This is a genomic window from Pseudoflavitalea sp. G-6-1-2, from assembly GCF_012927185.1.
Lineage (GTDB): Bacteria > Bacteroidota > Bacteroidia > Chitinophagales > Chitinophagaceae > Pseudobacter.
The window spans coordinates 1,275,345-1,294,408 of the sequence record NZ_JABBGB010000003.1 but is presented as its reverse complement, the minus strand read 5'-3'; the positions used below and the strand labels follow the sequence as shown (position 1 = coordinate 1,294,408).

The 19,064-nt window shown below is 46.9% G+C and carries 18 protein-coding genes; 10 read left to right on the top strand and 8 right to left on the bottom strand.

The genetic code is table 11. The features are described from left to right. Positions 1 to 10 precede the first annotated feature (10 nt). From argS to HHL16_RS22595, 3 genes are all read left to right on the top strand, one after another. Positions 11 to 1,912 (top strand): arginine--tRNA ligase, encoded by a 1,902-nt coding sequence (gene argS, locus HHL16_RS22605; RefSeq protein ID WP_169427605.1) that lies wholly within the window; start codon positions 11 to 13, stop codon positions 1,910 to 1,912. Positions 1,913 to 2,255: 343 nt separating this feature from the next. Then, a complete protein-coding gene (locus HHL16_RS22600) occupies positions 2,256 to 3,092 on the top strand; it encodes a nucleotidyl transferase AbiEii/AbiGii toxin family protein (RefSeq protein ID WP_169427604.1) in 837 nt (278 codons plus the stop codon). Between the two features lie 73 nt (positions 3,093 to 3,165). After that, positions 3,166 to 4,278, top strand: a complete 1,113-nt coding sequence (locus tag HHL16_RS22595) for a serine hydrolase domain-containing protein (RefSeq protein ID WP_169427603.1) — start codon at positions 3,166 to 3,168, stop codon at positions 4,276 to 4,278. 1 nt (position 4,279) lies between these two features. Here the strand turns inward: HHL16_RS22595 and HHL16_RS22590 are convergent, their stop codons facing one another. Further along, positions 4,280 to 4,774 (bottom strand): phosphoribosyltransferase family protein, encoded by a 495-nt coding sequence (locus HHL16_RS22590; protein ID WP_169427602.1) that lies wholly within the window; start codon positions 4,772 to 4,774, stop codon positions 4,280 to 4,282. Between the two features lie 70 nt (positions 4,775 to 4,844). Here HHL16_RS22590 and HHL16_RS22585 point away from each other — a divergent pair, with 70 nt between their 5' ends. Next, positions 4,845 to 6,173 carry a (Fe-S)-binding protein gene (locus HHL16_RS22585; protein WP_169427601.1) on the top strand — a complete coding sequence of 443 codons (1,329 nt, stop codon included), beginning with the start codon at positions 4,845 to 4,847 and terminating at the stop codon, positions 6,171 to 6,173. Between the two features lie 127 nt (positions 6,174 to 6,300). Here HHL16_RS22585 and HHL16_RS22580 read toward each other — a convergent pair whose 3' ends face one another. From HHL16_RS22580 to HHL16_RS22565, 4 genes are read right to left on the bottom strand one after another with little or no spacing between them, the layout of a single operon-like run. After that, positions 6,301 to 6,978, bottom strand: a complete 678-nt coding sequence (locus HHL16_RS22580; protein WP_169427600.1) for a LysE family transporter — start codon at positions 6,976 to 6,978, stop codon at positions 6,301 to 6,303. A gap of 26 nt (positions 6,979 to 7,004) precedes the next feature. After that, complete coding sequence (locus tag HHL16_RS22575) at positions 7,005 to 8,069, bottom strand: D-alanine--D-alanine ligase (protein ID WP_169427599.1); 1,065 nt, start codon at positions 8,067 to 8,069, stop codon at positions 7,005 to 7,007. Continuing rightward, complete coding sequence (locus HHL16_RS22570) at positions 8,069 to 8,797, bottom strand: NRDE family protein (RefSeq protein WP_169427598.1); 729 nt, start codon at positions 8,795 to 8,797, stop codon at positions 8,069 to 8,071. The genes HHL16_RS22575 and HHL16_RS22570 overlap by 1 nt, the downstream gene beginning before the upstream one ends. Next, positions 8,785 to 9,288 (bottom strand): DinB family protein, encoded by a 504-nt coding sequence (locus tag HHL16_RS22565; RefSeq protein WP_169427597.1) that lies wholly within the window; start codon positions 9,286 to 9,288, stop codon positions 8,785 to 8,787. Before HHL16_RS22565 ends, HHL16_RS22570 begins: the two co-directional genes overlap by 13 nt. A 187-nt stretch (positions 9,289 to 9,475) precedes the next feature. On the opposite strand from HHL16_RS22565, the gene HHL16_RS22560 reads away from it, so the two are divergent. Beyond that, on the top strand, positions 9,476 to 10,255 hold the full coding sequence (locus tag HHL16_RS22560; RefSeq protein ID WP_169427596.1) for a (Fe-S)-binding protein: 780 nt from the start codon (positions 9,476 to 9,478) through the stop codon (positions 10,253 to 10,255). A 20-nt stretch (positions 10,256 to 10,275) separates the two neighbouring features. Next, on the top strand, positions 10,276 to 10,788 hold the full coding sequence (locus HHL16_RS22555) for a hypothetical protein (RefSeq protein WP_169427595.1): 513 nt from the start codon (positions 10,276 to 10,278) through the stop codon (positions 10,786 to 10,788). Between the two features lie 73 nt (positions 10,789 to 10,861). Here HHL16_RS22555 and HHL16_RS22550 read toward each other — a convergent pair whose 3' ends face one another. The 3 genes from HHL16_RS22550 to HHL16_RS22540 are packed head-to-tail and all read right to left on the bottom strand — an operon-like array spanning position 10,862 to position 14,110. Then, positions 10,862 to 11,386: a hypothetical protein gene (locus HHL16_RS22550; protein WP_169427594.1), complete on the bottom strand. Its 525-nt coding sequence runs from the start codon at positions 11,384 to 11,386 to the stop codon at positions 10,862 to 10,864. A gap of 15 nt (positions 11,387 to 11,401) precedes the next feature. Next, positions 11,402 to 12,748 carry a HAMP domain-containing sensor histidine kinase gene (locus HHL16_RS22545; RefSeq protein WP_169427593.1) on the bottom strand — a complete coding sequence of 449 codons (1,347 nt, stop codon included), beginning with the start codon at positions 12,746 to 12,748 and terminating at the stop codon, positions 11,402 to 11,404. Between the two features lie 3 nt (positions 12,749 to 12,751). Further along, positions 12,752 to 14,110: a sigma-54 dependent transcriptional regulator gene (locus HHL16_RS22540; RefSeq protein WP_169427592.1), complete on the bottom strand. Its 1,359-nt coding sequence runs from the start codon at positions 14,108 to 14,110 to the stop codon at positions 12,752 to 12,754. Between the two features lie 332 nt (positions 14,111 to 14,442). Between HHL16_RS22540 and HHL16_RS22535 the strand changes: the two genes are divergently transcribed. The 4 genes from HHL16_RS22535 to HHL16_RS22520 all read left to right on the top strand — a co-directional run bounded on the left by HHL16_RS22535 (position 14,443) and on the right by HHL16_RS22520 (position 19,061). Continuing rightward, positions 14,443 to 15,699: an HlyD family efflux transporter periplasmic adaptor subunit gene (locus tag HHL16_RS22535; RefSeq protein ID WP_169427591.1), complete on the top strand. Its 1,257-nt coding sequence runs from the start codon at positions 14,443 to 14,445 to the stop codon at positions 15,697 to 15,699. A gap of 11 nt (positions 15,700 to 15,710) precedes the next feature. Next, positions 15,711 to 15,926 (top strand): hypothetical protein, encoded by a 216-nt coding sequence (locus HHL16_RS22530; protein ID WP_169427590.1) that lies wholly within the window; start codon positions 15,711 to 15,713, stop codon positions 15,924 to 15,926. A 23-nt stretch (positions 15,927 to 15,949) separates the two neighbouring features. Then, positions 15,950 to 16,627 (top strand): ABC transporter ATP-binding protein, encoded by a 678-nt coding sequence (locus HHL16_RS22525; RefSeq protein WP_169427589.1) that lies wholly within the window; start codon positions 15,950 to 15,952, stop codon positions 16,625 to 16,627. A 70-nt stretch (positions 16,628 to 16,697) separates the two neighbouring features. Then, a complete protein-coding gene (locus HHL16_RS22520) occupies positions 16,698 to 19,061 on the top strand; it encodes an ABC transporter permease (protein WP_169427588.1) in 2,364 nt (787 codons plus the stop codon). Positions 19,062 to 19,064: the final 3 nt, after the last annotated feature.

Below are 19,064 nucleotides of genomic sequence, written 5' to 3'. Positions count from 1 at the left end.
AACAGCGTAAATGGGCATTGTTGCAGCAATTCAGTCAGCAGTTCATATAGAGATCAAGGCTTTATATCAGACAGACTTTCCCGCATCTTCCGTATTGGTCAACGAAACCAAACCGGAATTCGAGGGCGATTATACCGTTGTGCTCTTCGCACTGGTGAAACCATTGAAAAAGAGCCCGGAAGCACTCGGACAGGAACTCGGAGCCCGGCTGGTTCAGCAACATCCGCAGCTTTTCACTGCTTTCAATGTGATCAAAGGATTCCTCAATCTTACTGTGGCAGAAGCTTACTGGCTGCAATTCCTCGACGAGAATGCCGGAAAAGCAAACTACGGTTATCATTCAGGCAACACACATAAAGTAATGGTGGAGTACTCCTCCCCCAACACCAATAAGCCCCTGCACCTGGGGCACCTCCGCAATAACTTTCTCGGATGGAGCATTGCCGAGATCGCCAAAGCCAATGGCAATGAAGTAGTGAAAACCTGCATCGTGAACGATCGCGGTGTGCATATCTGCAAATCGATGCTGGCATGGCAGCGTTTCGCCAATGGCGCAACGCCGGAAAGCACCGGCATCAAAGGTGATCACTTCGTAGGTGAATATTATGTAAAGTTCGAGAACCTGCTGAAAGAGCAGAGCGCCCCCATCCTCGAAAAGATCCTTACCGGCGATCTTACAGACGTGGAATCCGGCGATCAGCCTAAAGCGCAGGCCATCCTCAATAAACTCGCCACACTAAGCGGCGATAAAAAGAAAGAAGCGGAAGACGAACTGAAAGAGATCGCGCGCAACAGCAGCGAAGCCATGAAGGCCGTTCGTCAGATGCTGCTCAAATGGGAACAGGGAGATGCGGAAACCATCGCACTCTGGAAACAGATGAACAGCTGGGTGTACGCAGGTTTCGATGCCACTTACAAACGCATCGGTTCCGACTTCGACAAAACATACTACGAAAGCAATACTTATCTGCTTGGTAAAGACCTCGTAGAACAGGGCCTTGCGAAAGGCGTGTTCTATGCGAAAGAAGATGGCAGTGTATGGATCGATCTTACAGCCGATGGCCTCGACGAAAAGATCGTGAGAAGAAAAGATGGCACATCGGTATACATCACGCAGGATATTGGCCTCGCTGTTCAGAGATCCGAAGAATACAAAAGCGATCAGAGCATTTACGTGGTGGGCGACGAACAGAACTACCACTTCAAAGTACTCAAGCTGATTGCACAGAAACTCGGACTGGCTTCCGCAGACGGCATCTATCACCTCAGCTATGGCATGGTTGAACTGCCAAGCGGAAAGATGAAATCACGCGAAGGCACTGTAGTGGATGCCGATGATCTCGTGGATGAAATGATCAAAATCGCCGCAGCAAAAACAGAGGAGCTCGGAAAAGTGAAGGACTTCTCTCCTGCTGAACTGGCCGATCTGTATGATATTCTGGGTATCGGTGCACTGAAGTTCTTTTTGCTTCGTGTAGATCCGAAAAAGAAGATGTTGTTCGATCCGAATGAGTCGATAGAGTTTCAGGGATTCACGGGTCCGTTTATTCAGTACACGCATGCGCGGATCAATTCAATTCTAAAAAAGATAGAATATTCGGAAAGTTATACGTTTAGTGAAGAGGTTAATAATAACGTGGAATTGTTCCCTAAAGAAAAAGAGATTATTGTACTTGCAGAACAATTCCCCTCGATTATTAATCAAGCAGGAATTGAACATAATCCATCGGTTATTGCCAGCTATGTTTTTAGATTAGCTCAAACCTTCAACTCTTTCCTTGCAGAACACAACATTTTACATGCAGAATCAATGGATCAAAAACTTCTGCGAATGAAACTTGCGGTAATTACAGCAAGGATTATTAAGAACGGAATGAAACTGTTAGGGATCCGAGTTCCCGAGAGAATGTAATTAACTCCAATTCAGATACTTGTTTAATCTTTTTCAAAGGCCTCTAAATGAGGCCTTTGCCAATTTTTTGGCAACTTTTGACAAAAAAATTTGTCAAAAGAAGTAACTTCAACATTATGAATAAGCCCAGCATATCCTCCATCTTTCCAAAGTTTCTTTTTTGGGATATGGATTATCAACAACTCGATGCCGAAAAGGATCAGGACCTGATAATTCCAAGGGCACTTTACATGACCAATCAGTCCAGCTTCGATAAGGATATTTCAAAACTCGAAAACTTTTATAGCTCCGATCAAATTATTACGGTCTTGAAAGCTACAAAAGAACGAATCAGTAATGAGGTATGCGAATTGGTTTCAAAGCGATATTCCATCCCGGTTTTTCACAGATTTTCTCTCTAAATTCCTTGATTTTGGAAGCTGTAAGCAAAGATCTTCAATCCTTGATTATTGAAATCCAATCGTTACCTGCATTTGCCAATTTTGCACTTGCAGGAGGGACAAATCTTGCACTTCTTTATAATCACCGCGTATCTGAGGATATAGATTTAATCAGTTCAGAGATTGTAGGAATTTCTGGCATGAAGCAAATGGAAGAAAGCCTCAAAGCACATTTTAAGGATGCAGTAATGTATTGTGAAGTCATCAATACAGATCTGGGAGATCAGTTTTGCTTTCTCAGAGCATTTATAAAAACAACTGATGAAGTAGTAAAAGTGGAAGTGCTTCAAAACATGAAAACCATTCAGCCTTTTGAAGAGTTTCAGAATATCAGATTAGTTTCGAAACTCGATATTGGTTTGTTCAAGTTGATGAGTGCCAGTAACAGAAAGGCTAACAAAGATATTTATGATCTCGATTTCATTACTGATGAAATCAATTTAGACTATTTGCTGAATGCGCTGGAAGAAAAAAGAACAAGATATAATCTCCCGGAACACAGATGCCTCTTCGATTTGGATCACGAAACAAACCCAATCGAGAACCTAGGTGCATTATTGGAATTCGATAACATCGATTACAATGTGCTACCGCTCCGCCCCTCACATTCCAACGACAGAATATCCATAATGTCTTCTCTTAAAGATTGGAGAACTGCCCGAAGCAGCTGGAAAAGGAAGGTCCGTGAAATTATGCGTATACGCGGCATTGAACCACCTCCGATAAAACCTGTTAACTAGCCTGATTACATCAACGGCTTAAATTCCATTTCAGCAGACTCTTGTGCTCACAGCAATTGATTAACTTCCTTTCATGAAAAAATCCATTGCCATCTGCCTCTGGCTGTTTGCTGCTTCGATTGCCGCATCTGCTCAACAAACTTCTGAAAAAGTATCTGCCTACCTCGATGCACAAATGACGCAAAAGCAAATTCCCGGATTACAGGTACTGGTGATGCATGGTGATAAAACCATTTACTCCACTAACAAAGGGCTTGCAGAAATTTCCTTTCAGTCGCCGGTAAAAAGCAATACCATTTTTTCTATCAACTCCACATCCAAGATATTTGCAGGTGTAGCCATCATGCAGCTCGCAGAAGCAGGCAAGCTGCAACTGAACGATGCCGTTGGCAAACACTTACCTAATCTTCCGCAAAGCTGGCACCAGGTAACTATTCTGCAACTCCTCTCCCATCAATCGGGCTTACCCAATATTGAAGACGACATCACCGAAGAACTCATTGGAGGCAAGGGACCAGACACAGCCTGGGCGCTCGTTCAGCGACAACCGCTTCTTGCGAAACCCGGCGAAACATTCAATTACATCACCACCAATTATGTGCTGATTCAAAAACTGATTGAAAAATATAGCGGGATGAATTATGAAGACTGGATCACACAACAGCAATTTGTACCAGCCGGCATGAAATCAACTTTCTATGCCAACTCCAACGAAGCCATCAAAGACAAAGGACCTACCTATAGTTTCTACTCCCGCAACCCTGCCACAGGAGAATTGGAAAAAGGAAACAAATGGCTCACCTGCTACGAGATCTTCCCGCATATGGCACGCGCAGATGCAGGCGTATTCAGCACTTCAGAAGAACTGGCAAACTGGATGCACGCACTAAAAAACGGTACATTCCTCAAAAAACAAGGAAGCCTCCAAACTTTATGGACACCTGTAAAACTCAACAACGGAAAAACAAAGGGATTCGGAGATAATTATACCGGATATGCCATGGGCTGGTCGGTGCTCGATCAGGAGAAGCATCCGTATGTATCAGCGCTTGGAGGCGGGCGGGCTGTAGTGAATTATTATCCGAAAGAAGACCTCACGGTGATATTGCTTACCAATCTCACAGGATGCAGACCGGCAGCAATAGCGGAAGGAGTTGCAGCATTTTTTCTGGAAACAGTAAAGTGACTTACTCCAGATAAGCGCCCGTTACCACCTTTCCATCCGTCTCCACATAAATATGCTCCAGCAATGTGGTCGCCACCGACAATCCCACATAATCTGTATTCACCGGAAAGGTCTTATGTGTACGCTCCACCAGGGCCAGCGTCTGCATTTTCTTGGGATGATAGGAAAGGAAAGGCTGCATCGCATACAGCATGGTCTTTCCGGAATTGGCCACATCATCGATAATGATGATCACCTGACCATTGAAATCGGGCTGTGCACTCAGCACCACTTCTCCGGGATTCTTTTTATCGAGGGAAATATGCAGTAATTCAACAGGTATTTCAACAATCTGTTGCAGCAGCTGCTGCATGATGGTGGCAATCACGCTCCCATTCTCACGAATACCGGCCAGGATGATCTTCGGAGCATCCAGGTTATTCTCCACAATCTCATAGGCCATGCGTTGCAGTTTCTTTTTCGCAGTGTCCTGGTCCAGTATATACTTCCTTGGCATCTGATTTTTTTTCAAATCTAGTAACAAAACTGAAAACTTGTATCTTAGCGGCTAATAACCATTATATTTCATGCAATATCTCCAGCAAATACTTTTTGTGATAGCCGCCGGTTTTGCCATCTGGTTTTTCACAAAAAATATCTTGAAGATCCGCCGGAATATCCTGTTGGGCAAGGATGAAGATTTTTCGGACAATCCGTCTGCCCGTTGGCGCAATCTGGTGCTGCTTGCACTGGGTCAGAAGAAAATGTTCCGCAACCCGCTGGTGGCTGTACTGCACTTTATCGTGTATGCCGGTTTCATCATCATCAATATCGAGATGCTGGAGATTATTCTGGATGGCATATTCGGAACGCATCGCCTCTTCGCAGGATTTTTAGGAGGCTTCTACTCTTTTCTCATCAATTCATTCGAGATACTGGCCGTTGGCGTTACCCTCGGTTGCGCCATATTCCTCATCCGCAGGAATATCATTAAACTGAAAAGATTCATCAGCCGCGATCTCGATGGATGGCCACGCAGCGATGCCAATTACATTCTCATTACGGAGATTGTACTGATGCTGCTGTTCCTCTTCCTCAATGCTTCAGACACTTTGCTACAGCAGCGTAGATACGGACATTTCGGCGAACACCTCACCGGCAATTTTGTGATCTCACAACACCTGCAACCTCTGCTCAACGGAATGAGCAATGAAGCGCTGGTGGCTGTTGAACGCGGATGCTGGTGGTTGCACATCATCGGTGTACTGGCATTTCTCAATTACCTGCCATATTCCAAACACCTGCACATCATTCTTGCATTTCCTAACGCGTACTACGCGCGATTGGAACCAATGGGCAAGATGCACAATATGGAATCTATCCAGAACGAAGTACTGTATGCCATGCAGCCCGAACTGGCTCCGGCCAATGCAGTAGCTCCCGATAAATTCGGTGCAAAAGATGTAATGGATCTGAGCTGGCGCAATCTCATGGATGCGTACAGCTGTACGGAATGTGGACGATGCAGCGCTGCTTGTCCGGCTACACAGACCGGCAAAGTGCTCTCTCCCCGCAAAATAATGATGGACACCCGCGACCGCGCCGAAGAGGTAGGCCGCAATATCGATAAGAACGGCAGCTTTGTAGACGATAACAAATCACTGCTCCACGATTACATTTCAGAGGAAGCGCTCCGCGCCTGCACCAGCTGCAATGCCTGTGTTCAGGAATGTCCGGTGAGCATCAGCCCGCTGGAAATAATCCTGCAACTGCGCCGCTACCTCATCATGGATGAGAGCAATGCACCGCAGGAATGGAATGTGATGTTCAGCAATATCGAGAATAACTTTGCGCCCTGGAAGTTCAGTCCGGACGACCGCGATAAATGGACGGAAACGCTTTCTCAGCAATCTTAAACTTCAAAAGATATTCAATACAAAGCCCCGACTGGTAATCCAGCCGGGGCTTTTAGTTATGAGTTGCAATGATTTTTCCGTGGTTGTTCCGTGGTCCATCCGTGGTTGTTCCCTGGTCTGTCCGAGCTTAGTCCGTGGTTGCCCTCTTATCCATTTCCTGCATCGGCTCCGGTATATTCTTCTTTCTCATCATCCTCCAGAACTGAATCAGCGCAGTAACCGCAAACACGCCTCCAATCACATAGTTCAGCACATGCTGGTTCGCATTCAGCGAGTTTACCATCATCCTTCCTCCAAAAATAAATACCGCATTTCCGATAAATGTACCGCAACCTATCCCCAATATGTATGCGTTATAATGATCCGATCTCGGCTGCAGAATCTGCTTCGTAAACAGCACCGTACTCCATCCAAACCAGAATGGTATCTGCACAGGATTCACTGCACTCATTGTAATCCCCAGAAAGAATCGCGGCATGCTGTTACTGAGTATCACATTCTTTCCTTCACCCAACGGATGCGCCGCCGCAATAAAACTCGATACTGCCAGCGCAACAATAATCACTAACGTAAACCACTCCAGAAACCGGAACAATTTCTTTTGTTTGCTCACCCAATCCATCGCCACCAATGAAAGCCGCACATAACAGATCTCCACCAGCAATGCGCCAAGCGAAAACCCCAGTGCGGGATTAACGCCATCCGTTACCGCTATCTGCATGGCAGCTACATTCAGCGTTCCCAGCGGAAGTGTGCCGAGAAAACTGATGCATAGTCCAACACCAAATATGCGCAGTAATTGCATGGATGAATTTTTGAGTGATTGGTGCACTATTCCGACATGGCGGCGAGCTTCGCTGAAATGATCTTATCGAGCTTCATCATTTCCACACCTGCCTTCCAGCTAAGGTAAGGATGGCCACGCTTTCTGTTTGCACGGCTGATTCTGTTAAGTATGATCCAGTGCCGCACAATCTCCTTCCATGCAAAGAAAAGGGAATGTTTCGGATCGTAGATATGCGTGGGCTCCGCTCCTGCCCCATTCACTTCAATAATGGAAAAATGCTTGCCCGCTTTGAGTTCTTCCCAGCTGCGGTATCGAATATCGAGCCGGCCGTAGTAGAAGTCGGGAATCTGCTGGCAGATGGTATCGATCATCTCGTTAAAAGTCTCGTCTGCTTTATCGCTGACATCGAGGAATTTTGCGCCCCGCGCGTGATTGCCGAATGGCGAGACCACCATCGTCTCCCCTTTGGGCAGTATCAGATCGAGCCGCGCACCGTGCATGTTGGAGAAACTTTCGAGATACATCAATGCGCGGGAGTTTTGTTGCAGCAACTGTCGGATGGTATGCTTTCCATCACCAGTAACCGACATGAATTCTTTCTCCACTATACCGGTTACACGTCCACGGGTTTCACCGGGATAACGGCAATAAAATATGCCCGCTTCTTTTTTGTAAGGCACAAACTCCTGTATGTGAAAATCGAGATAGGCTTTGCTTACATACGCGCGCACAGCGGCTTCATCGGGCAGCACTTTTACGCCGCGTCCGCGCCCGCCGATATTGGGTTTGCCGATCAGCGGAAACTGCAGATTATGTTTTTGCAGCTCAGCCAGCACGATGTCTCCATTGGCAGGCAATTCAAAAAAAGCGGTTCGTGGATGAAGCGCTTCGGGTATCAGCGGAACGATATCTTTCTTGCTTTCGTTGAGGAATCCTCCATTGGTGATGCGTGGATTGGCCGCAGCAAAAAAGAACAGCGATCGCGCACGGATACTCAGCAATAACCAAATGGGATAGATCCAGATATATACAGCATTCTGGCTCCAGTATTCCCAGTGCATCAGACGGATGAAGAAAGGTCGGTGAAAGATCGCTTGTAGAAAATTCATCAGCGGCCGGCCATTGTTTTTTCCTGCAATAATGATACTGATACAGCATGATCCTGCTGCAGATCGTTATACCACATGGTAGTTTGTTCGGGATTGATCTTCAATTGCGTTATGCTCACGGTGCTTACTTTGCCGGCGCGGTTCATGAGCAGATCATTGTGCTGGTCGCCATCGCCGGTGAAACGATGGAAATGGATGATGTCCTCTCCTGATGGTTCAGGATGCTTTTGCAGCCACTCCCTGAACCACTGCTGCCGTTTGCTGCACACAGATTCTTCGTAGAGCGTAACGGAACTCCAGATATGCGGTCTGCCGGAATTCAGGTCGGTACTGTGTTTGCGCTTGCCGTCCCAGCGGCATTCGAACAGCAGTTCATCTTCCCAGATCACTGCCGTGAATGGTTCGATATTATTGAGATTGATTGCGGTAAAACTGTTTACGGGCGAAATGCTGTCGAGCAGGTCGAGCAGAATCAGTCCGCGACTCTTCCTGTACGGTGGTTGGGGCGTATGCGCTACAAAACCTCCGTTGAGGAATACGATGGCATTGCCATTTTCGTGGGCCGCGATCCAGGTGCCACCACCATGCGGGTCTTTCGGAAACAACATACTTCCCGAAGGGAAACTGAGTATTTCCGGTGCAATGGCCGACGGACGCCATTGTTTTTCATCTCTGTTTGAGGTGATGAAGAGTTCTTTTCCTGAAGGAACAAAAGTTACTGTGCACATTGTTGCTTATGCTTAACGGTAGAGGATGCTACGCCGAAATTTTCCGGCAGTTGAACGGATGATGATACTTCGCGGATGCCGATTCTGATCAATGCCATATGGTGAATGGTATGCTCCAGATTGTAGGCTACTTCGCGGAAATAATTAGTGTGGATTTGAACAGGCTGCATGGCTTGATGATCGTAAGACGCTTCCAGCAGCAGCGGCCGGTCTGAACGGCCAAGATCGCGATGGATCTGCTTCAGCAGCAACGAAGCCAGCAGCTTATCGGTTTCTATCTTGCGGTCCCTTGGGCGTTTCTCATAATTTACGGTACCACTTTCATAACCATGCTCCAGACACTGGAACAGTTCTATGATATGGCGTACATGCTGCCCGATGGTATGATCGGACAAAGACTGGCAGGGACAAACGTATTCTTGCCCGGACAATTGTTCCAAAGTCCCCGCAAGCTGAACAAAAATGTTGCTGACAGCTTGTTGTAATTGCATCGGTAGGTTGGTTTTTTTGCGAAAAAATGTACTGCCGGATGGATAAGTACATGGTTTTTCAGGAGATCAGACCAGGAGCCTCTGCAGTAGAACTATAAATAACGTGCCAGCTTTTCATTTGTATTTCAATGTACTGTAAAATGTGGCCTGTTTGAAGTTTTGCTGTAGATTTACAAAAATTTTTTGAATGCATGTACCTAGCATGGCCGAAATGATGGCAAATGGCCAAAACCCGGATATTCTGTTCTGGGTGGGATGTTCCGGAAGTTTTGATCAGCGCGCTCAGAAGATCACCCAGGCATTTGCCACTATTCTGCACAAGGCCGGTATCAGTTTCGCGATCCTCGGAAAAGAAGAAGTTTGTACCGGAGACCCTGCCCGCAGGGCCGGCAACGAATTCATGTTCCAGATGATGGCCTATCAGAATATCCAGATCCTGAACGGATACGGCATTAAGAAAATTGTTACTACATGCCCTCACTGTTTCAATATCTTCAGAAATGAGTACCCCGTGCTTGGCGGTACCTACGAAGTGATGCATCATACCACCCTTTTACAGCAACTGATCGACGAAGGCAAGATCCGTCTCAAAGAAGGCGGCGCTTTCAAAGGAAAACGCATTACCTATCACGATAGCTGCTACCTTGGCCGTGCCAACGACATTTACGAAGCACCCCGCAAAGTGCTCGAAGTGCTCGATGCAGAACTGGTGGAAATGAAACGCTGCCGCAGCAAAGGTCTCTGTTGCGGAGCCGGTGGCGCCCAGATGTTCAAAGAAGAAGAAAAAGGAACCACCCGCATCAATATCGAACGCTCCGATGAAGCCCTCGCAACCGGCTCAAACGTGATCGCGTCCGCCTGCCCCTTCTGCAATACCATGCTCACCGATGGGGTGAAAAACAGGGAAAAAGAAGGCGATGTTCAGGTTCTCGACGTTGCCGAACTTGTTGCACAATCCATGGAATAGCATTTCGTATCTTTGCCCCCATGAACTGGAATTACAAAGAATTATTACCGGCTGATTTTGCAGCAGACTCCCGCGTATGGGTATACCAGAGCAGCCGCCTGTTTACCATGGGCGAGGCATTGCAACTGGAAGATCTCCTGAATCATTTCGCCGCCAACTGGAAATCGCATGGCACTCCCGTGAAAGGTTTCGGAACCTTGTTCTTCGGTCAGTTTATCATTCTCATGGCCGATGAATCTGCTACCGGTGTAAGCGGATGCAGCACCGACAGTTCCGTTCGCCTCATCAAAGACATCGAAGCACTCTATAAAGTGAATATGTTCGACAGGCAGAGCCTGGCATTTGTGGTGAAAGATAAAGTGCAGGTATTGCCCATGTCGCAGGTGAAATATGCACTGGAGAATAAATTCATCGATGCAGATACCATTTATTTCAATAACCTGGTACTGACAAAAGAGGAGCTTGAAAATAACTGGATGGTGCCGCTCAAAGACAGCTGGCTCGCGAAACGCGTGCTCACTGCCGCAAACTGATCATCAGAAATAACTACAAAGCCATCGGCTGGTCTGAATTTTCAGCACAGTCGATGGCTTTTTCTTTTTCTGATCAGTTATCGTACTTAACCGGTGGCTTCGTTGGAGGAATCACCAGCGACGAACTGATGGAAGGAATAAATTTCTGTATGGTGGCCAGGTCTTTATTGGAAGTATCGATGAATACCCAGTTTGCTCCATTGTCCGAAGAAACTGCAATTAAGGTAGATGCATTTTCCAATCTGCCCTTTGCCAGTTTCATCACAATCAATTGCGGGATGGTTGTCTGCAATTCTTTTCCGCTCTTTACAAATTTCGATGGCTCGCCAAAGCTCACTTTGTTGAAACTCATGCCCTGCGTTTTCATATTGCTGGTGGCCTTGTTCATCAGTTCGATCATTTTCGGCGCACCTCCCATCATTTGCAGAATTGTTGGGTGATTGTATGTTGAGAAGGTCTTAAAATCTCCCTTCACCAGTGCAGCTCCCATTTTTTCTGCCTGCAGTTTCAGGTTTTTGGATGCGTCTTTTACCTGAGCGAATGAGCTGGCAATCAAACCCAGCATCAAAAGCAAACTTAGTCCAAGTGGTTTTTTCATAAGACAAATGTATCATCAGAATTGCAAAATAAATGCAGTGCCCTCTCCTTCTACGGACTGCACCTGAATATGGCCTCTGTGCAGCATCATTATCTGCTTGCACAAACTCAGCCCGATTCCGCTACCACTCTTCTTCGTACTGAAGAATGGAATGAAGATCTTTTCCAGCACTTCTTCCGACATGCCCGATCCGTTATCGCTCACGCGGATAACTGTTTTCCGGTTCGATGCCAGATAACCCGATAAAATGATGTGCGGCTCGTGTTTATCTTTCACCGCTTCCATCGCATTCACCACCAGATTGATCAGCACTTGTTCCACAAGGTTAGTGTCTGCATCGAGCATCAGATCAGGATCTTTCAGATTGATCTCCAGCTCGATCTTCTTCTGCAACAAAGTCGGCAGCATCAGATTGTACAGATTCTCGAAGAGATCACGCACATATACCTTACGCAGATTAGGCGCCGTGATCTTATTCAGATTGCGATAGGTTTCTGCGAATTTCAGCAGGCCTTCACTTCTTCTTTTGATGGTATCGATGCCAAGTTCCAGATCGTCGAGTGCACCGGGAGTAGCGGATAGTTCATTGGCAGCTTCATGCAGCCTGCCTTTGAGCGTGGCTGCCAGTGAAGAGATCGGCGCAATGGAGTTCATGATCTCATGCGTCATTACACTCAGCAGTTTCTGCCATGCTTTCGATTCTGTTTCGTCGAGCGCCTCGTTCACATTCTGAAATGCGATGAGTTTGTATTTTACGCCATCTGTTTGAAAGGCAGTGGCAGAGAGCAATACTTTAAATGGCGCTTTATCCAGATGTGCTGTTCCGATTTTGCTGTCGCCGGGTCGCAATGCTTCTACCTGAATGTAGAGTTCTTTATCGCGGCGTTCGAGTGAGTGAATGGTTTTGAGATAAGGAAGCTGCAACAGGTTCTTCAGCGCTTCGTTCATCCACATTACAGTTCCGTCGTCTTCGCGGTACATCAGTATTCCGGTATCGATCAGCTCCAGAATTTTCTGCAGATACTGATACTGTGTTTCGCGTTCGCGCGTGATGCCCTTGATGGTGGTATTGATTTCGTTGAATCCCTGCCGTAAGGGCTGTAACTCAACCGGGGCGTGTTTTACATCGAAATACCTGCTGAAGTCGCGATAATGAACCGACTCTACAAACTGTTTCAGTTCATCATGCGCTTTGCGTTGCAGTTTGTAAAAATCTATCAGCTGTGCAATGATGACGGGAATCATCACCACCAGATACACATACCATCCTTTGATGATGATAAGGCATGAGATGGTAATGGTCACAAACAGTGCCAGTACCCTTACCAGAACTCTCCACTCGTTTCTTTTGAAAAAGTCCATTGTTTAAATATCGTATTTGCTGAGACGGCGATACAGTGCAGTTCGCGTAAGTCCCAGTTCTTTGGCGGCCTTGGTGATATTGCCATTGTGTTTTTCTATCACGCGCAGAATGGTATTCTTCTCCACGGCACTCAGCTTCAGTTCATCCGGCTCATCGTCTTTCAATGCAGGTGACGATTCTATGGGTGAGAAGATGAGATCTGTTGCCTGCAACACATTGCCATCTGCCATAATCACTGCGCGTTCGATAGTATACTGCAACTCACGGATATTGCCGGGATAATGATAACTCAGCAATTTGTCCATGGCTTTGGTATCGAACTCCAGCACGGGTTTGAGGTACTTGTTGCTGTAAACGCGGCTGAAATGTTTGGCCAGCAGAATAATATCGTGGCCACGTTTGCGCAGTGGCGGTACCATTATCTCCACTGTATTGATACGATAGATCAAGTCTTTGCGGAAGCGGCTCTCATTGGCCAGTTCAGCCAATGGCACGTTGGTGGCGCAGATGAGGCGTATATTGATATCCACCGGCGTATTGGTACCCAGTTTCACAACCTGACGGTTCTGCAGAACGCTCAGCAGTTTGGCCTGCTGATGCAATCCGATATTGCCGATCTCATCGAGAAACAATGTGCCTCCGGTGGCCGCTTCGAATCGTCCTACACGGTCTTCGCGCGCGTCGGTGAAAGCGCCTTTCTTATGGCCGAACAATTCGCTCTCGAAAAGGCTTTCGGTGAGTGCGCCCACATCTACTTTCACCATCACTTTATCCGAACGAAGCGATTGCTGGTGAATGGCTTTGGCGATAAGGTCTTTACCGGTTCCATTCTCTCCGAGTATGAGTATGTTGGCATCCGTAGGGGCTATCTTTTCAATCTTATGAAAGATATCCTGCATGATCTCCGACTCTCCCACCAGTTCGGAACCGATCACTGAATCGGCCCTGAAACTCGGTGTGGCTGCGGCTTTCCCTTTACGCTTCATTGCTTCGCGGATAGTGACCAGCAGCTTTTCGTTATGCCATGGCTTCACTACAAAATCGGCAGCGCCTTCTTTGAGTGAACGCACGGCGAGGTCGATGTCGCCATAAGCCGTGATCATGATCACCGCCGCTTCGGATTTGAATTCTTTGATCTTTCCCAACCAGTAAATGCCCTCATTGCCCGTATTGATCGAACTGTTGAAGTTCATATCGAGCAATATCACATCGAAGGTCTGTTTGGATAAAAGGGTGCGGATATTTTCCGGATTCTTTTCTGTGACCACTTCCCTGGCTTCTGTTTTAAGCAGTAATCTTACAGCGGTCAATACATCCTGGTCATCGTCTATAACTAATATCGAGGCATTCTTCAGCGACATGGTAAAAAAATAAATATTCTGGTTTATGCAACATAACCCAACTACAATTATACCATAATTACAAAGGCATGGCAAACAATTTTTTACGGCAATTCCGCGCCGGAGGTACACTGTATCAAAAGCGGACACAAAGTGTACCGCAACTGTACATGGATCGAGAGAGGTTACACCTAACTAACTGGTTTTCACATAGCTTCTAAACTGGCACAGCGTTGTAATAATAGGGATGCAGTTGATTTTTTTCTCACCATGAGAAGTGTTGGTCCCAAAGTCATCCGGCCTGAACCTCCGGGTGACTTTTGAAAAACAAACAATCTTAAAACTATCATACCGTGGATCGAGTTATTGCCAAAAAGAAATGGACCTCTAAGAAGTTGCTGACCATCTTCGGCATCGTTGTGCTCTTAGCGCTCATTACAGCCAGCTACTACTTCACTTCCGGCAAAAGCCGCCTGAATGTAGACACAGAAAGAATTACCATCAGCGAAGTAAAGAAAGGAACCTTTAAAGAATTCATACCGGTTACCGGCGTGATACTCCCCATCTCAACCATCTACCTCGATGCCCTCGAAGGTGGACGCGTAGAAGAAAAATACGTGGAAGACGGAACCGTTATGACCAAGGGCCAACCCATCCTCCGCCTCTCCAATACCGATCTCGCACTCAATCTCGTGAATCAGGAAACCTCCGTGTACAACCTGCTCACGCAGATGCAGATCGCCAAGAACGCTGCATTGCAGAACACAGTTACCAAAATGACGCAGCAGACCGATGTAGACAATACATTGAGAGAAGCAGAACGCGTATACAACCTCAATAAAAAACTGTACGCCGAAAAAGTGATCGGCTCTCAGGAATTCAAACAATCTGAGAACAATTATATCTACCAGGTGCAGAAGAAAAAACTTTCCGACCGCATCATGGAACAGGATAGCATCACCACACGCCAGAGCGTGCAACAGGCCACTGAACTGTTCGAGCGTTCAAAATCAACGCTGGAACTGACCCGCAAAAAAGTAGGCGACCTGATTGTTCGCGCACCGGTAGACGGACAGCTCACTTCACTCGATGCAGAGATCGGACAGAACAAGAACAAAGGCGAACGCCTTGGTCAGATCGACGTACTCAGCGGATTCAAAGTTCGTGCAGACATCGATGAGCACTATATCTCACGCATCTACAACGGGCTGATGGGCGAGTTCACATTCGCCAACAAAACATACAAGCTCCGCATCATAAAAGTATTTACGCAGGTAACCAACGGACGCTTTCAGGTAGATATGGAATTTGAAGGAGAGAAACCAACAGGCATCCGCCGTGGTCAGACCCTGAGCATCCGACTCGCACTGAGCGACGAAACAGAAGCGCTGCTGGTGCCAAGAGGCGGATTCTATCAGCAAACCGGTGGCAACTGGATCTTCAAACTCACAGAGAATGGAAGCACTGCATACAAAGTGGATATCCAGCTGGGACGCCAGAACCCTGACTACTTCGAAGTTACAGGCGGACTGAAAGTGGGCGACAAGGTAATCACCTCCAGCTATGAGAACTACGGAACCATGCAGGAGCTGATATTGAAAAAAGAATAAAGCATCATGCTATGAAAATTCAACGCAGGATTACATATACTGGTTTGCTGTTGTTAGGATGCGTACTGCTGGCATGGCCCAACAGTATGGGAAAGAATACCGACGGAAAACACGACAGCACCCGGTACATGATTCAGATACAGGAAGAAGAACAGACCGACGACGAATCGGACGACATCAGACCTTTTTTCGATCTGTTACCATCCTGTAACCTAAACATTCACTAAATCGTTTATTCAAAAAAAACAATATGATCAAGATCTCCAATCTCGAAAAGGTCTACCGCACGGAAGAAGTGGAAACCGTAGCCCTCAACAAATTATCGCTCGAAGTGAAGGAAGGCGAATTTGTATCTGTGATGGGCCCTTCCGGTTGCGGCAAATCAACACTGTTGAACATACTCGGACTGCTCGACGATCCCGATGCCGGCAGCTTTGTATTCAATGGCATCGAGGTAGCTCATTTCAACGAGAGAAAAAGAGCTGATCTCCGCAAACACAATATTGGCTTCGTTTTCCAGAGCTTCAACCTCATCGACGAGCTGACTGTTTACGAAAACGTAGAGCTTCCGCTCATCTATACAGGCGTAAAATCTGCAGAGCGCAAAAAGCGCGTAGACGAAGTGCTCGACAAGATGCAGATCATGCACCGTCGCAAACACTATCCGCAACAATTATCGGGTGGTCAGCAACAGCGTGTGGCAGTAGCCAGAGCTGTGGTGAACAATCCCAAACTGATACTGGCGGATGAGCCCACCGGTAACCTCGATTCGTCGAACGGTAATGAAGTAATGACCCTCCTCACCGATCTCAACGAACAGGGAACTACTATCATAATGGTAACGCACTCGGAGCACGATTCAAGGTATAGCCACCGCATTATCCGAATGCTCGACGGCCAGGCCGTTACAGAGAATATAATGGTTTGATCGCCCGGCGGATCTGATCATAAAGTATAGCCATGTTTTTTTAGCCCGAAGAACAAACAAACGGATCATCATGTTGAGAAACTACTTTTTAACAGCCTGGCGCAATTTGAGGAAGAACAGGTTTTACACTTCCATCAATATTGCCGGACTGGCCATCGGACTGGCTGTCGGCCTCATCATTCTCCTTTGGGTGAATGATGAAAATAGTTTCGATCGCTTCCATACCAATGCACCGCAGCTCTATCGCGTAATTGCTGACCTGGGGTCAGGAGAATCGAAACAAACCTGGTCCAACACCCCCGCCCCTGTTGCACTTGCAGCCATGAACGGTGTGCCCGGCGTACAAAATGCGGTTCGCATTGTTGAGAATGATGAGTTCAATTTCTACACCTGGAACAACCAGAAGTTCCGCGCCATCAACAGCTCGTTTGTAGATCCTTCCTTTTTTACCATCTTCGATTTCAAACTGAAATCCGGCAATAAGAATCTACCGTTCCCCGACAACAATTCCATACTCATCACAGAAAAAACAGCCACTCAGTTTTTTGGTAAAGAAGATCCCATCGGCAAAACAATCACTGCCGACAACAAGTATAGTTTTACAGTAAGAGGCGTGGTAGAAGATCTGCCATCCAATTCGAGCATTCAGTCGGATATGTTTTTCCCCATCGATATTCTCTCCAAAGAATATACACCAAACCGCTACTGGAAAACCATGGAAACAGACTGGGGAAATTATTACTGCTCCACCTACCTGCTGCTGCAACCCAATGCAGGCCTTGCCGACATATCAGGCAAGCTTACTGCCATTCACAGAAAGAACAATCAGTTCGATGCCAATGGAGGTTACCATCTCCAGCCAATGGCAGACATGCATCTGTATGGCATCGACGGCAATAAGCGCAACAAACAGATGGTGAATCTCTTTCTCGGAGTGGCCATATTGCTGCTTACCATCGCCTCCATCAACTACGTAAATCTGAGCACTGCCCGCGCCATGCTGCGAGCGCGTGAGGTGAGTGTAAGAAAGATCGTAGGAGCCGGCAAACTGCAATTGTTTATGCAGTTCATCTGCGAAACACTGCTGCTCTTTGTGATTGCATCGGTGCTCGCCATCTGCATCATTTACCTGCTGATGCCGGTGTACAACAATCTTTCCGGTAAATCGTCCAGCTTCAGTTTATTCAGCAGCAGCACACTCGGTGTAATCGGAATAACCATTGCAGGTACTCTCATTGCAGCCGCCATCTACCCTGCCCTGCTGCTCACTTCGTTCAAACCCATACTGGCGCTCAAAGGAAAACTTACAGCCGGTATCGGCAACAACTCATTCCGCAAAGTATTGGTGATTGCCCAGTTCACGCTGGCAGTGATCATGATCGTAAGCACCCTCATCATCGGCAAACAGCTGCAATACCTTCGCAGCAAAGAACTGGGCTTCGACAGAAGTCAGGTTTTTTGTTTCCAAATGCGCGACCTGCTGAAGAACGCAGCTACCATAAAAGCGCAACTGGCTAACCAAACCGGTGTGCTGGGCGTAAGCACCTGCAGCAGCAATATTGTGAAAGTGGATGGCAATACCGGAGATACCGATTGGGATGGCAAAGAAGCCAATCGTTCGTTTCTTATCCATCCTGTGAATATGGATAAAGATTTTATGAACCTGATGAAACTGCAGCTGGTAGCGGGTAAACAATTCACCGGCACACCTGCAGACAGCAACTATTACATCCTCAACGAAACTGCTGTAAAAAATGCAGGCATCACCGATCCGATCGGCAAACGCTTTTCGCTCTGGGAAAGAAACGGCACCATCATCGGTGTGGTAAAAGATTTTCACTGCGCCAGCATGAAGGAAGCCATCGAGCCCGTGATCTTCTATACCGGCAGCAATCAACTCAGCTACGTGTATGTGAAAACCGAAGGCCAGCATGCATCACAGGCCATCGCAGCTGCTGAAAAAGTATTCAAACAGTACAACAGTGAGTTTCCGTTCGAGTACAGTTTTCTCGACGATACATTCGACAGGCTCTATCGCGCAGATCAGCGCATGGGCAACCTGTTCAACATATTTGCAGTGATCGCCATCCTCATTTCCTGTCTCGGATTATTTGGACTGGCTGCTTACACTGCACAGGTGAGAACCCGCGAGATCGGCATACGCAAAGTGCTCGGCGCTTCTGTAGGAACCATCGCAGGCATGCTCACCAAAGACTTTGTGAAACTGGTATTGATAGCTGTGATCATCGCATCGCCCATTGCATGGTATGCCATGAAAACCTGGTTGCAGGATTTTGTATACCGAACCAATATCAGTATCTGGATTTTTGTAGCATCGGGCATCATCGCCATTCTGATTGCATTGATCACCATCAGTGCGCAAACTATCAGGGCAGCGATGGCCAATCCTGTAAAAAGCCTTAAAACTGATTAAACC